11 protein-coding genes and 1 pseudogene are annotated in these 14,419 nt (G+C 72.0%); 2 read left to right on the forward strand and 10 right to left on the reverse strand.

What is annotated here, in order from left to right; translation table 11 throughout:
* Positions 1-119: 119 nt before the first annotated feature.
* Both ACTWQE_RS31110 and ACTWQE_RS31115 read left to right on the forward strand, forming a co-directional pair.
* Positions 120-410: pseudogene (locus tag ACTWQE_RS31110) on the forward strand (DUF4439 domain-containing protein); the annotation flags it as partial.
* Positions 411-465: 55 nt separating this feature from the next.
* Complete coding sequence (locus ACTWQE_RS31115) at positions 466-1,404, forward strand: aminoglycoside phosphotransferase family protein (protein ID WP_443332428.1); 939 nt, start codon at positions 466-468, stop codon at positions 1,402-1,404.
* Between the two features lie 491 nt (positions 1,405-1,895).
* Here the strand turns inward: ACTWQE_RS31115 and ACTWQE_RS31120 are convergent, their stop codons facing one another.
* The 10 genes from ACTWQE_RS31120 to ACTWQE_RS31165 form a co-directional block, all read right to left on the reverse strand.
* Positions 1,896-3,593, reverse strand: coding sequence for a proline--tRNA ligase (locus ACTWQE_RS31120; RefSeq protein ID WP_443332429.1), 1,698 nt, complete (start codon positions 3,591-3,593; stop codon positions 1,896-1,898).
* Positions 3,594-3,703: 110 nt separating this feature from the next.
* Positions 3,704-4,240 carry a GNAT family N-acetyltransferase gene (locus tag ACTWQE_RS31125; RefSeq protein ID WP_443332430.1) on the reverse strand — a complete coding sequence of 179 codons (537 nt, stop codon included), beginning with the start codon at positions 4,238-4,240 and terminating at the stop codon, positions 3,704-3,706.
* Between the two features lie 73 nt (positions 4,241-4,313).
* Entirely contained in the window at positions 4,314-5,159 is an 846-nt protein-coding gene (locus ACTWQE_RS31130) for a GNAT family N-acetyltransferase (protein ID WP_443332431.1), read from the reverse strand.
* 126 nt (positions 5,160-5,285) lie between these two features.
* Positions 5,286-6,440, reverse strand: coding sequence for a flavodoxin-dependent (E)-4-hydroxy-3-methylbut-2-enyl-diphosphate synthase (gene ispG, locus ACTWQE_RS31135; RefSeq protein ID WP_443332432.1), 1,155 nt, complete (start codon positions 6,438-6,440; stop codon positions 5,286-5,288).
* A 169-nt stretch (positions 6,441-6,609) separates the two neighbouring features.
* Positions 6,610-7,911, reverse strand: coding sequence for a M50 family metallopeptidase (locus tag ACTWQE_RS31140; RefSeq protein WP_443332433.1), 1,302 nt, complete (start codon positions 7,909-7,911; stop codon positions 6,610-6,612).
* Positions 7,908-9,158, reverse strand: coding sequence for a 1-deoxy-D-xylulose-5-phosphate reductoisomerase (gene dxr / locus ACTWQE_RS31145; protein ID WP_443332434.1), 1,251 nt, complete (start codon positions 9,156-9,158; stop codon positions 7,908-7,910). Before dxr ends, ACTWQE_RS31140 begins: the two co-directional genes overlap by 4 nt.
* Before the next feature lie 79 nt (positions 9,159-9,237).
* On the reverse strand, positions 9,238-11,175 hold the full coding sequence (locus ACTWQE_RS31150; protein ID WP_443332435.1) for an acyl-CoA dehydrogenase family protein: 1,938 nt from the start codon (positions 11,173-11,175) through the stop codon (positions 9,238-9,240).
* Between the two features lie 205 nt (positions 11,176-11,380).
* Positions 11,381-11,551 carry a 50S ribosomal protein L32 gene (rpmF, locus tag ACTWQE_RS31155; protein WP_443332436.1) on the reverse strand — a complete coding sequence of 57 codons (171 nt, stop codon included), beginning with the start codon at positions 11,549-11,551 and terminating at the stop codon, positions 11,381-11,383.
* A gap of 123 nt (positions 11,552-11,674) precedes the next feature.
* Positions 11,675-13,120, reverse strand: a complete 1,446-nt coding sequence (locus ACTWQE_RS31160) for an aldehyde dehydrogenase family protein (RefSeq protein ID WP_443332437.1) — start codon at positions 13,118-13,120, stop codon at positions 11,675-11,677.
* A gap of 132 nt (positions 13,121-13,252) precedes the next feature.
* Positions 13,253-14,419: PucR family transcriptional regulator (locus ACTWQE_RS31165; RefSeq protein WP_443332438.1), on the reverse strand; the 1,167-nt coding region annotated here is incomplete at its 5' end.

Here is a 14,419-nt window from a genome sequence, read left to right on the forward strand (position 1 = left end):
CGCACAGGAGTGGCTGCACGCTCTGCCCCGGCTGCTCCAGGACGCCCTGGAGCGCTGGGAGTTGAGCTTCGAACGCCTGCAGGCACCGGGCGGCCGCAGCAGCCTGGTGGCCCTCGTCCGGCGGGCCCGAGCCCGCGGCGGCGGCCTATGCCCTGCCCTTCCCGGTACCGGACGCGGCCGCCGCGGTCCGGCTCGCCGCGGAGCTCGAGGAGCGAGTGGCCGGGGTCTACGCCGATCTCGTCCGCGCCTCGGAGGGCTCGCTGCGGCGCGAGGCGGCGGCCGCTCTGCGGGAGGCGGCAGTGCGGGCGGCCCGCTGGCGGAGCGGCAGCGTAGCCTTCCCTGGGCTCGCCGAACGGCAGGGTCCGACCGGCCCGTCCGGGCCGGCGTCCGGCGCCGCGGACGCGCTCTGACCGTGGTGCCGGACCCGCGGCGCAGCAGGCAGGCATGGAAAGGGACAGCTCAGGGATGGCTTCAGCAGCACGGCGCGACGGCGGAGTTCCCCTCGAACCGCCGCAGCGGCTGGTGCGCGCGCTGTTCGAAGAGGGCGGGGACGCCGCACAGGAGTGGCTGCACGCTCTGCCCCGGCTGCTCCAGGACGCCCTGGAGCGCTGGGAGTTGAGCTTCGAACGCCTGCAGGCACCGGGCGGCCGCAGCAGCCTGGTGGCCCTCGTCCGGCGGGCCGACGGCACGCCCGCGGCACTGAAGCTGCTCCCCCCGGGCGCCGCGGCCCCGCAGGAGCGGGCGGCGCTGGAGCGCTGGGACGGATGGGGCTCGGTACGGCTCCTGGAGGCGGATCCGGAGGCGGGCGCACTGCTGTTGGAGCGGCTGCACGGCGAAGTGTCGCTGAGCTCGCTGCCGGAGGCGAAGGCTCAGCTCGAGGCCGCGGGGACGGTGCGCCGGCTGTGGGTCGACCCCGGTGAGGGCCACCCCTTCGCCACGGTGGCTGAACGGACCGGCCGGGACGCGGAACTGCTGCGGGCAAAGGCCGGGGAGCCCTGGGCGGAGACGGTGCGGCCGGTCGTCGACGAGGCGCTGGAGGTCCGGGCGGCACTGACGGCCGACCCGTCCGAGGCCGTACTGCTGCACGGCCGCTTCCGGCAGGGCAAGGTGTTGTCGGCGGAGCGTGCGCCCTGGCTGGCGGTCGGTCCGGAGCCGCTGGTCGGCGAGCGGGCGTACGACCTGGCGCGGCTCGTCCGTGACCGGCTCGAGGACCTGGTCGCGACCTCGGGCGGCGCGTCCGCGGCACGCCGCCGTATGGCGAAGCTCGCGGATTCCCTGGAGGTGGACCGGGACCGGCTGCGCGGCTGGACGCTGTTCCGGGCGGTGGAGTCGGGCGTACGGTCCTTCGCCGCCGGCCGGACCCAGGACGGCGAGGTGCTCATGGAGTTCGCGGGCTGGCTCTGAGGGCGCTCGGGCTGGGCGCCTCGGACGCCATGAGCGGTCCCCGCCCCTCCCCCGGCCGCACAGACGGCGCGCGCGTACGGCCGGCCGCCGTGCGTGGGCGGTGGCTTGGGCGCTGAGCCGGCCGGGTTCGGCGGGCAGGGGTCCTTGGCGGCGGAGGGCCGCGCAGCCGCCCGGTCGCGGCGTCGACCGCGCCGCCGTACTGGGGCTTCGGAGCGGGGGGCGGACTGGGCGCGCTCGGCATCCGCCCGTCTCCCTGCGGCGGCGATCACCGGTGCCCGGCGCTTTCCCGGCGGGGGCGCTGCTCGGGGCGGGCCGTCCCGTCCGGGTGCGAACGCGCGGGCACAAGCCGTCGCGCGCAGCCGCATACCCCCGTTCGCCCCGCCGGGGTCGAGCGTCCCGGCCGTGCGAACGGGGCCCTGAGCAGGCGCGGGTGCTCGTTGGGCGTCCGCGCGCCCGGCCCCCGCGCACGGGAAGCGGGCCGCACCCGGTCGTCAGGCCTTCGCCAGCCTCGCCAGGGCCTCGTCCACGGGGACCTCTTCGCGCTCGCCCGTACGCCGGTCCTTGAGCTCCACGATCCCCTCGGCCGCGCGGCGGCCCACGACCAGGATGGTCGGCACCCCGATCAGCTCGGCGTCGGTGAACTTCACGCCCGGCGACACCCCGGCGCGGTCGTCGACGAGCACCCGTACGCCCGCCGAGTGCAGCTTCTCGGCCACCTCCAGGGCGACTTCGGTCTGCCGTGCCTTGCCGGCCGCCACGACATGGACGTCGGCGGGCGCGATGGCGCGCGGCCAGCACAGGCCCTGTTCGTCGGAGGTCTGCTCGGCCAGTGCCGCGACGGCCCGTGAGACGCCGATGCCGTACGAGCCCATGGTCACCCGGACGGGCTTGCCCTCACGGCCGAGGACATCGAGCTCGAAGGCGTCCGTGTACTTCCGGCCGAGCTGGAAGATATGGCCGATCTCGATGGCGCGTCCGATCTCCAGACCGGTGCCGCAGCGGGGGCAGGGGTCACCCGGCTCGACCACGACCACATCGAGGTACTGGTCGACCTCGAAGTCCCGCCCGGCGACCACATGGCGGGCGTGCTTGCCCTCCTTGTTGGCGCCGGTGATCCAGCTGGTGCCCCGGGCTACACGCGGGTCCGCGATGTACCGGAAGGCGCTGCCCGCCAGGCCCTGCGGGCCGACGTAGCCGCGTACGAGATCGGGACGGTAGGTGAAGTCCTCGGCCGTCACCAGCTCCACGACGGCGGGCGCGAGGTGCTCGCCGAGCTTGCCGAGGTCCACCTCGCGGTCGCCGGGGACACCGACGGCCGTGATCTCACCGTCGACCTTGACGAGGAGGTTCTTCAGGGTCGCGGAGCGGTCCACGCCCAGATGCTCCGCGAGGGTCTCGATGGTCGGGGTGTCGGGGGTGTCCAGCTCCTCCACGGCCGGGTGCCCGACCTGCTCCACAACGGGCACGGGCACGGTGACCGCTTCGGTGTTGGCCGCGTAGTCGCAGGCCGGGCAGTCGACGAAGGTGTCCTCGCCCGCGGCGGCCGGGGCGAGGAACTCCTCGGACGCCGAGCCGCCCATGGCACCGGAGACGGCGGAGACGATGCGGTAGTCCAGGCCCAGCCGCTGGAAGATCTTGGTGTACGCCTCGCGGTGCAGCCGGTAGGACTCGGCCAGCCCCTCGTCGTCGGTGTCGAAGGAGTACGAGTCCTTCATCTGGAACTCACGGCCACGGAGCACACCGGAGCGGGGACGGGCCTCGTCCCGGTACTTCGTCTGGATCTGGTAGAGGATCACCGGCAGGTCCTTGTAGGACGTGCACTGGTCCTTGACCACCAGGGTGAAGATCTCCTCGTGGGTGGGGCCGAGCAGATAGTCGGCGCCCTTGCGGTCCCTCAGCCGGAACAGCAGCTCGCCGTACTCCTCCCACCGGCCGCTGGCCTCGTACGGCTCCTTCGGCAGCAGCGCGGGCAGCAGCACCTCCTGGCCGCCGATGGCGTCCATCTCCTCGCGGACCACGCGGGAGACGTTCTCCAGCACCTTCTTGCCGAGCGGCAGCCAGGTCCAGATCCCCGCGGACGACCGGCGGACGTACCCGGCGCGGACCAGCAGTTTGTGGCTGGCGGTCTCGGCATCGGCCGGGTCGTCGCGCAGTGTCTTGAGCATCATCCGGGACATGCGCTGGACCATGGTGTTGTCTCCTGCGTGCGAGGTGCGGTTGTCAGGAGGCTATCCGGGACCCGGTGGAGGCCGGAAACCGATAGGGCCCGGTCCGGTACCGCCGAGCGGCCGGTGCCCGGTCAGCCCCGGAGGAGCGGAAGGTGCGCGCCCATCACCGCGTACGGGCTCGGGGCGCTGGGGAAGAGCACCCGCCGCGCCAGGTCGTGGTAGCCCAGGGCGCGGTAGAGCGCACGCGCCGGGCTCTCGGTGTCGATCGCGGACAGGATGCTGCGCGGCTGTGCGGCGGTGTCCGTGATGGTGGTGATCAGTTGACGGCCGATGCCGCGCTTCTGGTAGGAGGGGTGGACATGGAGCTCGGTGATGACGAAGGCGTCGTCGAGCCAGCTGTCCTGTCCGGCGTGGCGGAGGTAGGGCTCGACGACGGTCGACCACCAGTGAGCGCGATCGTTGGGCATGCCGTAGACGAATCCGACGAGGCGTCCGGTGGCGGTGAGGGCGCCGAGGGCACGGGCGCCGGGGCTGCTGAGGTGACGCAGCACGATATGGCGCCGTACGCCGATCTCGTCGCTGCTGAGCCCGAAGGCCAGTGCCTGGACGGCCAGCGCCTCGTCCACCCTTCCGGCAAGGTCGAGCGGCGTGACCGCGACGTCATCCATGAACGCGACCCTACCCGTGGTGGGGGCCTCCCGGGTCGGGGTGCGCACCGGTCGGGGGATCCGGCGGGGGCGGTCAGAACAGCACGCTCATGAAGGCGCCGACTTCCTGGAAACCGACGCGGCGGTACGCGGCGCGTGCGGCGCTGTTGTAGTCGTTGACGTAGAGGCTGGCGACCGGGGCGACGTCCTTCAGGGCGTACTGCAGGACGGCGGCCATGCCGGTCTCCGAGAGTCCCCGGCCGCGGAACTCCGGGGCGACCCAGACGCCCTGGATCTGGCACGCCTTAGGTGTCGCGGCGCCGATCTCGGCCTTGAAGACCACCTTGCCGTTCTCGATACGGGCGAACGACCGGCCCGCGCCGACGAGTTCGGCGATCCGCGCCTGGTAGAGAAGTCCGCCGTCACCCGCGAGCGGTGAGACGCCGACCTCTTCGGTGAACATCGCCACGCAGGCCGGCATCACGGTGTCTATCTCGTCCTTGCGGATACGGCGTACCAGCGGATCGGCCGCCACGTCGTCCGGCACCGTCGTGGTGACCATGAGGGGCTGGTGGGCGCGGACCTCTCGGGCCGGGCCCCAGCTGGGTTCGAGCAGTGACCACAGCTGTGCCGTGGGCTCCGCGGGGCCGACGATCGAGGAGCAGCGGCGGCCCGCCCGCCGGGCGCGGTCGGCGAAGCCGCGTACGGCCTCGGGCCCGGCGCTGATGGGGACGAGATTGGCACCGGCGTAACAGAGCGACTCGAGCCGCCCGTCCGCGTACCAGCCCCACATCTCACCGCCGAGCCGCCAGGGGTCGAGTCCAGCGATATGGACGCGGGCAGCGACAAACGCGTTGGCGACCGGGTCGCGGTCGAGGACCGCGAGGGCGGCGTCGAGCTCGCCGGGTTCGAGAACCCTGGTGGTGGTCGTCGTCAACACGTGTCGGAATGCCTCACCGTCCGGCCCCCATCTGGTCTCCGCACTGTACCTGCCCAGTGCCGATGAACGCCGCCCCCGGTGGGGCCCCGCTTCGGGGCCGGGGCCCGCCGGTTGGGCGTGCGGGGGTCAGCTGACGGAGACCTGGGGCTCGCCGGAGAGGACGCCGTCCTTCTCCATCTGCTCGGCGATCTTCATCGCTTCCTCGATGAGGGTCTCCACGATCTTCGACTCGGGCACGGTCTTGATGACCTCGCCCTTCACGAAGATCTGCCCCTTGCCGTTGCCCGAGGCCACCCCGAGGTCCGCCTCACGTGCCTCACCCGGACCGTTGACCACACAGCCCATCACGGCGACCCGCAGCGGCACCTCCATACCGTCCAGACCCGCTGTCACCTCGTCCGCCAGCTTGTAGACATCCACCTGCGCCCGGCCGCACGAGGGACAGGACACGATCTCCAGACGGCGCTGCCGCAGATTCAGCGACTCCAGGATCTGGATGCCGACCTTGACCTCCTCCGCCGGAGGGGCCGACAACGACACGCGGATGGTGTCCCCGATGCCCTCGGAGAGCAGCGCGCCGAAGGCCACGGCCGACTTGATCGTGCCCTGGAACGCCGGACCGGCCTCCGTGACGCCCAGGTGCAGCGGGTAGTCGCACTGGGCCGCCAGCTGCCGGTAGGCGTTGACCATGACCACCGGGTCGTTGTGCTTCACGGAGATCTTGATGTCCCGGAATCCGTGCTCCTCGAACAGGGAGCACTCCCAGAGCGCCGATTCGACCAGCGCCTCCGGTGTGGCCTTGCCGTACTTCTCCAGCAGCCGCTTGTCGAGCGAGCCCGCGTTCACTCCGATCCGGATGGGAATTCCGGCATCGGAGGCGGCCCGGGCGATCTCCTTCACCTTGTCGTCGAACTGCCGGATGTTCCCGGGGTTCACCCGCACCGCCGCACACCCCGCGTCGATCGCCGCGAAGACGTACTTCGGCTGGAAGTGAATGTCCGCGATCACCGGGATCTGCGACTTCCGCGCGATCACCGGGAGCGCGTCCGCGTCGTCCTGTGACGGGCACGCCACGCGGACGATCTGGCAGCCGGACGCCGTCAGCTCGGCGATCTGCTGCAGCGTGGCACCGATGTCCGCCGTCACCGTGGTCGTCATCGACTGCACCGACACCGGCGCGTCCCCGCCCACCGCCACGGGCCCGACCTGGATCTTCCGGCTGACCCGCCGCTCGGCGAGCTTGGTCGGAACGGACGGCATTCCAAGCGAAATCGCAGTCATCTGGCGAGCAACCCCAAGGTGTGTACAAGGTCCCGAGATCGGCGGGCTCCGGTCACCGAGATTACGGCACCGGTCCCCTCAGCAGCACATCCCGCCCCCCGAACAGAGCAAACAACCACGAAACGGGACAGCCGGGCGCACAATGCGCCCGGCTGACCAGGCGTTCACGTCAGGAGATTCTGACCGGATTGACGAGGTCGGCCACCAGCACGAGCAGGGTGAAGCAGATGAAGATCCCGGCGACCACATAGGCGACCGGCATCAGCTTGGCGACGTCGAAGGGGCCGGGGTCGGGCCGGCGGAAGACACGCGCCGCGTGACGCCGTACGCCCTCCCACACGGCTCCCGCGATGTGCCCGCCGTCCAGAGGGAGCAGCGGCAGCATATTGAACAGGAACAGGGACAGATTGAAGCCCGCGACCAGGAACAGCATGGTCGCGACGCGCTGCTCCGGCGGGATGTCGAGGTTGAAGACCTCGCCGCCGACCCGGGCCGCGCCGACCACGCCCATGGGCGAGTCCGGTTCGCGCTCCCCGTCCCCGAACGCCGCGTCCCACAGGGCCGGGACCTTCTGCGGCAGATCGATCAGCGACTCGACACCGGTGATGATCATGTCGCCCATCCGGTCCATCGAGTCTCCGAAGGACTGCTGGACCACACCGGTGGCGGGGCTGAAGCCCAGGAAGCCCGCGGTGACGTACTCACCGGGGACCGCGCGGCCGTTGCCGTCGTTCTTGGCGACCTGATTCTTGACCAGGTCCGCCTGGAGGGTCTTCGTACTGCCGTCCCGCTGCACGGTGATCGTGGCGGGGCCGATGGTGTCGCGGATGCGGTCCTGGAGCGCGCCCCACTCCTCGACCCGCTCGCCGTTGAAGGCGACGATCTTGTCGCCGGGTTCGAGTCCCGCGGCCTTGGCGGGCGAGGCCGGGTCGCCGTCGGCGCACTTGTCACGCTTCTCGCTCTGCGAGATCACACAGTCGGAGACCGTGCTGACGGTGGTGGTCTGGGTGTTGATGCCGAAGCCCATCAGCACACCGAGGAAGATCGCCACGGCGAGGACCAGGTTCATGAAGGGCCCGGCGAACATGACGATCACGCGCTTCCACGGCTTGCGCGTGTAGAAGAGCCGCTCCTCGTCACCGGGCCGGAGCTCCTCGTAGGCGGCCGAGCGGGCGTCCTCGATCATGCCGCGCCAGGGCGAGGTGGAGCGCGCGGTGACCTTGCCGTCGTCCCCGGGCGGGAACATGCCGATCATGCGGATGTAGCCGCCGAGCGGGACCGCCTTGACGCCGTACTCGGTCTCGCCCTTGTGCCGCGACCAGAGGGTGGGACCGAATCCGACCATGTACTGCGGCACACGGATGCCGAAGAGCTTGGCGGTGGACAGATGGCCGAGTTCATGCCAGGCGATGGAGAAGAGCAGGCCCACGACGAAGACCACTATGCCGAGAACCGTCATCAGTGTGGTCATGCGCGAGCCTCCGCTGTCGCCTTCGCTGCCAGTTCACGGGCGCGGGCGCGCGCCCAGGCCTCCGCTTGCAGGACGTCCGCGACGGTCAGGCCGGTTCCTCGCGGTGTGCCGTGTTCGGCGACCACGTCGGCGACGGTATCCACAATTCCGTTGAACGGCAGCGTTCCCGCCAAGAAAGCGTCGACGCACTCCTCGTTGGCGGCGTTGAAGACGGCGGGCGCGGTGCCCCCGAGGCCGCCGACGTGCCGGGCGAGGCCGACGGAGGGGAAGGCCTCCTCGTCCAGCGGGAAGAACTCCCATGTCGAGGCCTTGGACCAGTCGCAGCCCGGCGCGGCGTCCGGCACCCGGTCGGGCCAGCCCAGGCCCAGGGCGATCGGCATCCGCATATCGGGCGGGCTCGCCTGGAGAAGGGTCGAACCGTCGGTGAACTCCACCATGGAGTGGACATAGGACTGGGGGTGCACGACGACATCGATCCGCTCGAAGGGGATGTCGTAGAGCAGGTGGGCCTCGATGACCTCCAGCCCCTTGTTGACCAGCGTGGCGGAGTTGATGGTGATCACCGGTCCCATGGCCCACGTGGGGTGGGCGAGCGCCTGCTCGGGCGTCACGGCCGCCAGCTCCGCCTTCGTACGCCCGCGGAAGGGGCCGCCGGAGGCGGTGACGACGAGCTTGCGCACCTCGGCGCGGGCGCCGCCCATCAGGGCCTGGAAGAGGGCGGAGTGCTCGGAGTCGACGGGAACGATCTGGCCCGGCTTGGCGATCGCCCTGACCAGCGGGCCGCCGACGATCAGCGACTCCTTGTTCGCCAGGATCAGCACCCGGCCCGCTTCGAGGGCCGCCAGCGTCGGGGCGAGGCCGATGGAGCCGGTGATGCCGTTGAGGACGGAGTGGCAGTCGGCGCGGGCCAGCTCGGTGGCGGCGTCCGGGCCCGCCAGGATCTCGGGCAGCGGCTCGGCGCCGTACTGCGCACTCAGCGCCTCGCGCAGCGCGGGCAGTACGTCCTCACGGGAGACGGCGACCGTACGGACTCTCAGCCGGCGGGCCTGCTCGGCCAGCAGCGCCACCCGGCCGCCCGCAGCGGAGAGACCGGTGACGCGGAAGCGGTCGGGGTTGCGCAGCACCACGTCGATGGCCTGGGTGCCGATCGAGCCCGTGGAGCCGAGGATCACGATGTCCCGCGGCCCGCCGGTGGCGGCGGTGGCCGCCGCGAAGCGGTGGTGCGGGTGGGCGAGGGAGTCCGTCATCCCCCCATTGTGGCCGTACCGCGGGCCGCGCCGGACAGGGTGTCCCCGCTGGGGGTGTCCGGCGCGGCGCGGCCGGGGGTCAGCGGATGGGGCGGTGCACGTTCTCCCTGCCGGACGGGCCGGGGGTGGCATCGGCGATCCAGGGCCCCTCCCCCGAGGGGTCGATGATGCCCTCCTCCAGCCAGGTGTAGGCGCCGGCGAGCACGCCCTTGACGACCTTGCGGTCGAGATCGTCGGTGTTGGCCCACAGCCGGCCGAAGAGTTCCTCGACACGGATCCGGGACTGCCGGCAGAAGGCGTCGGCCAGCTGGTACGCCTCGCGGCCGTGGTCCTCGGTCGCCCGCAGCAGCTCCGCCCGGACGCAGGCCGCGCTCATCGCGAACAGCTCCGCGCCGATGTCCACGATCCGGCCGAGGAAGCCCTGCTTCGTCTCCATCCGCCCCTGCCAGCGGGACATGGCGTAGAAGGTGGAGCGGGCGAGCTTGCGGGAGGAGCGTTCGACATAGCGCAGATGCGCGGACAGGTCGGGGTGCCCGACGGGGTGGAACTCCCCGTACGTCCGGGGGAGCTGGCCGGGGCCGGTGACGAGCTTCGGCAGCCAGCGGGCGTAGAACCCGCCCGCCCTGGCGCCGGCCCTCGCCTTGTCCGAGAGGGACTTCTCGGGGTCGATGAGGTCCCCCGCGACCGACAGATGGGCATCGACGGCCTCGCGGGCGATCAGCAGGTGCATGATCTCCGTCGAGCCTTCGAAGATGCGGTTGATCCGCAGGTCGCGCAGCATCTGCTCGGCGGGTACGGCCCGCTCTCCGCGGGCGGCGAGGGACGGGGCCGTCTCGAAGCCCCGGCCGCCGCGGATCTGCACCAGCTCGTCGGCCATCAGACAGGCCATCTCGGAGCCGTACAGCTTGGCGAGCGCCGCCTCGATACGGATGTCGTTGCGGTCCTCGTCGGCCATCTGCCCGGCGAGGTCGACGACCGATTCCAGGGCGAACGTGGTGGCGGCGATGAAGGAGATCTTCGAGCCGACGGCCTCGTGCTCGGCGACGGGCCGCCCCCACTGTTCGCGGACCGCGGACCACTCGCGGGCGATCTTCAGGGACCACTTGCCGGCCCCCACGCACATGGCGGGGAGCGAGAGACGTCCGGTGTTGAGGGTGGTCAGCGCGATCTTGAGGCCGGCGCCCTCGGGGCCGATCCGGTTCGCGGCCGGGACCCGGACCCGGTGGAAGCGGGTGACGCCGTTCTCCAGGCCGCGCAGACCCATGAACGCGTTGCGGTGCTCGACGGTGACGCCCTCGGAGGCCGCCTCGACGACGAAGGCCGTGATGCCCCCCTTGTGGCCATCGGTCCTGGGCACCCGGGCCATGACGACGAGCAGGTCGGCGACGACGCCGTTGGTGGTCCACAGCTTGACGCCGTCCAGGACGTAGTCGTCCCCGTCGGGCACGGCGGTGGTGGCGAGCCGGGCCGGGTCGGAGCCGACGTCCGGCTCGGTCAGCAGAAAGGCCGAGATGTCCGTACGGGCGCAGCGCGGCAGGAAGGTGTCCTTCTGCTCCTTGGTCCCGAAGAGCTTCAGGGGCTGGGGCACGCCGATGGACTGGTGGGCGGAGAGCAGGGCTCCGATGGCAGGACTGGCGGTCCCGACGACGGCGAGCGCCTTGTTGTAGTACAGCTGGGAGAGGCCGAGCCCCCCGTACTTCGTGTCGATCTTCATGCCGAAGGCGCCGAGCTCCTTGAGGCCGGTCACGACCTCGTCGGGGATCTGCGCGTCACGCTCGATCCGCGCGCTGTCGATCCGGGTGTCGCAGAAGTCCCGGAGCTTGGCGAGGAATTCCTCGCCGCGCCGGACGTCCTCCACGGGCGGCGCGGGGTGGGGATGGATCAGATCGAGGCGGAACCGGCCGAGGAACAGCTCCTTGGCGAAGCTCGGCTTGCGCCAGTCCTGCTCGCGAGCGGCCTCGGCGACCTGGCGCGCTTCGCGCTCTGAGACAGTGGGCTTGGCGGAAGTGGCGGTCATGAACGGGTCACCTCACCGCGAGTCGGGACAGGGTGTCTACCGATCGGTTCTACTTGCCCGTAATACCGGATCCCAGCGACCGCGGCCAGCCCCCGCGGGCGAACGGGTGGCCGACATCAACTCTCCCCGCGCTGGGGGAGGGTGCCCCCGGGGCCGCCCCTCACGGCGCGGACCCGGTCACCCGCCGGCGCCCCGGCTTCCGGGCTCAGCCCTCCGGCCGGAGGAGTCCGCGCTGGTAGGCGCGGGCAAGGCGGCGCGGCACGGTGTACGCGCGGCCGTCGATGACGACCGGTACGAGGTCGGGCGTGCTCGCCTTCCACTGGGCCCTGCGGTGCCGTGTGTTGCTGCGGGACATCTTGCGCTTGGGAACTGCCATGACTGCCTCCTCTTTCGGGCCCCAGGCTATATGAAAACGATTGTCGCTTGCATGAGGGGAGGAAAAAGCGGCCGGGGGTACGCGATGCGCACCCCCGGCCGCCGGGGTTCCGGGCCGTGAGGCTCAGAGGTCGAGACCGGTCAGCACCATGACCCGCTCATAGGTGTAGTCGTCCATGGCGTAGCGCACGCCCTCGCGGCCGACACCGGACTGCTTGGCGCCGCCGTAGGGCATCTGGTCCGCGCGGTAGGAGGGCACGTCGCCGATGATCACGCCGCCGACCTCCAGGGCGCGGTGGGCCCGGAAGGCGGCCTGCACATCATGGGTGAACACCCCTGCCTGCAGACCGAACTTGGAGTCGTTGACGGCCTCGAAGGCAGCGGCCTCGCCCTCGACCTTGTGCAGCGTCAGAACCGGACCGAAGACCTCCTCGCAGGCGAGGGTGGTGTCCGCCGGCACCTCGGCGAGCACGGTCGGGGCGTACGAGGCGCCGTCGCGCTTGCCGCCCGCGAGCAGCCGCGCTCCGGCCGCCACGGCCTCGTCGACCCAGGACTCCACGCGCCGGGCGGCGTCCTCGCTGACGAGCGGGCCGACGTCGGTGGCGGAGTCCGACGGGTCGCCGGTGACCTGCGCCTCGACGGCGGCGACGACCTTGGGCACCAGCCGGTCGTACACGGAGGCGTCCGCGATGACCCGCTGCACCGAGATGCAGGACTGGCCGCCCTGGTAGTTGGAGAAGGTCGCGATACGGGTCGCGGCCCAGTCCAGGTCGGCCTCGGAGGAGAAGTCCGGCAGGACGACGGCGGCACCGTTGCCCCCGAGCTCCAGGGTGCAGTGCTTGCGCGGCACCGACTCCATGATCGCGAAGCCGACGGTGTCGGAACCGGTGAAGGAGATCACCGGCAGCCGCTCGTCCTTGACCAGCGCGGGCATACGGTCGTTGGGGACCGGCAGCACGCTCCAGGAACCGGCCGGAAGCTCGGTCTCGGCGAGCAGCTCCCCGAGGATCAGACCGGACAGCGGGGTCGCCGGGGCGGGCTTGAGAATAATCGGCGCGCCGACCGCGATCGCCGGGGCGATCTTGTGGGCACAGAGGTTGAGCGGGAAGTTGAACGGCGCGATGCCGAGCACGGTGCCACGGGGGAAGCGACGGGTGAAGGCGAGCCGGCCGACACCGCCGGGGTCGGTGTCGAGGCGCTGCGCATCGCCGCCGTTGAAGCGACGGGCCTCCTCGGCCGCGAAGCGGAACACCGACACCGCGCGGCCGACCTCGCCGCGCGCCCACTTGATGGGCTTTCCGTTCTCGGCGGAGATCACTCGGGCGATCTCCTCGGTGCGCTCCACGAGACGGCGCGAGACATAGTCCAGGGCGGCGGCCCGTACGTGAGCGGGCGTGGCGGCGAACCCGGCCCGCACGGCGTCCGCGGCGGCCACGGCCTCCTCGACCTGGGCCTCGGTGGGAACGCTCACCGTGCCGACGAGACTGCCGTCCCAGGGGGAGGTGACGTCGAACGTGTCGTCGCCGGCAGCCTCGCGGCCGGCGAGCCAGAACGCGTGGTGTGTGCTCACAGCGGATCCCGGCCCTTCCGAAGTGGTGGGGAGTGCATGTTGGTTTTCCCACCGTAGGGGCCGGGGCTGCGTATGGCGTTTGTCCGGGGTGGAGTGGTGCCGGGGGGCGCCCGCGCCGGTTTGTCCCGTGACTCAGTCCACCGGTGGCGAGGTCGCCTTCAGGGCCAGCCAGAGCTCCATCCGCACATCCGGATCGTCCAGCGAGCGGCCGAGGATCTCCTCCACGCGGCGCATCCGGTAGCGGAGCGTGTGGCGGTGGACGCCGAGATCGGCGGCGGCCGCGTCCCACTGGCCGTGGCGGGAGAGCCAGGCGCGCAGCGAGGCGACCAGATCACCGCGGCCGGTGGCGTCGTGCTCCCGCAGCGCCCGCAGCATGCCGTCCGCGAAGGCACGCACCGCGTCGTCCGCGAGGAGCGGAAGGACGGATCCGGCGGCGACCTGCTCGTGTTCGACGAGGGCACGGCCGCGGCGCCGGGCCACGGACAGGGCCTGTTCCGCCTGGCGGTAGGCCGCCGCGGCGGCGATGGGCCCGGCCGGGGCGGACAGGCCGATGACGAGTTCGTGCTCCTCGGGCGCGCCGCTCCTCTCGTGCGGCCGGGCGGCCGCACCCCGCTGGGTCTCCATGGCCTCGGCGTACTGCGCGCAGGCCGCGACCACGGACCCGCCGTCGGGGGCGAGCACCACGAGCCGCTCCCCCTCGGGTACGACGAGGACGGCCTCACCGCTGCGGGCCGCGGCCGACTCGAGGGTGTCCGCGAGCGCGCCGAGGGGGTCCGGGGCCGACGCGCCCTCCTCGGCCCCGCCGGACACCGCCTCGGCGATGAGGATCCGGAAGGGAGCGTCCAGCAGGCCCCCGTACAGCTTCCCCGTCACGGTCCGCGCGTGCTCCGGCTCGCCGGCCAGCAGCATCCGCAGTACGGCCGCGCCGAGCCGCTGCTCCGCCTCGTGCAGGGCGCGCGACCGCTCGGTGGTCAGGGTCAGCAGGGCGACGGCGGAGTGCACGGCATAGCGTTCGGCGGTCCCCAGCGGGGCGCCGGTGCCGACGGCGAGGACGGCGCTGGCCCGGCGGCCGGTGCCCATGGACTGCAGCTCGACCCGGTCCTCACGCTCGTCGGTACTGCCGACCACCGCGCTCGCCGGGGCGGGCCGTTCGCGCAGCCGGGCGACGTCGGCCGTGAGCCGGGACGCCCGGCGGGCCGCCCAGTAGGGGGCGGCGGACACCACCGTGCCGGAGGCGTCGTACAGCGCCGCCCATCCGTCGACGTGGGCGGCGAGCCGGGCGAGCAGCGCCGAGGGCCC

Source organism: Streptomyces sp. 8N706 (genome assembly GCF_052245415.1).
Lineage (GTDB): Bacteria > Actinomycetota > Actinomycetes > Streptomycetales > Streptomycetaceae > Streptomyces.

What these genes read in the sequence shown, in the direction of transcription:
- ACTWQE_RS31115 (WP_443332428.1), top strand. Translation starts at nt 466, where the DNA reads ATGGCTTCAGCAGCACGGCGCGACGGCGGAGTTCCCCTCGAACCGCCG.
- ACTWQE_RS31120 (WP_443332429.1), bottom strand. Translation starts at nt 3,593, where the DNA reads ATGGTCCAGCGCATGTCCCGGATGATGCTCAAGACACTGCGCGACGAC.
- ACTWQE_RS31125 (WP_443332430.1), bottom strand. Translation starts at nt 4,240, where the DNA reads ATGGATGACGTCGCGGTCACGCCGCTCGACCTTGCCGGAAGGGTGGAC.
- ispG (WP_443332432.1), bottom strand. Translation starts at nt 6,440, where the DNA reads ATGACTGCGATTTCGCTTGGAATGCCGTCCGTTCCGACCAAGCTCGCC.
- ACTWQE_RS31140 (WP_443332433.1), bottom strand. Translation starts at nt 7,911, where the DNA reads ATGACCACACTGATGACGGTTCTCGGCATAGTGGTCTTCGTCGTGGGC.
- dxr (WP_443332434.1), bottom strand. Translation starts at nt 9,158, where the DNA reads ATGACGGACTCCCTCGCCCACCCGCACCACCGCTTCGCGGCGGCCACC.
- ACTWQE_RS31150 (WP_443332435.1), bottom strand. Translation starts at nt 11,175, where the DNA reads ATGACCGCCACTTCCGCCAAGCCCACTGTCTCAGAGCGCGAAGCGCGC.
- rpmF (WP_443332436.1), bottom strand. Translation starts at nt 11,551, where the DNA reads ATGGCAGTTCCCAAGCGCAAGATGTCCCGCAGCAACACACGGCACCGC.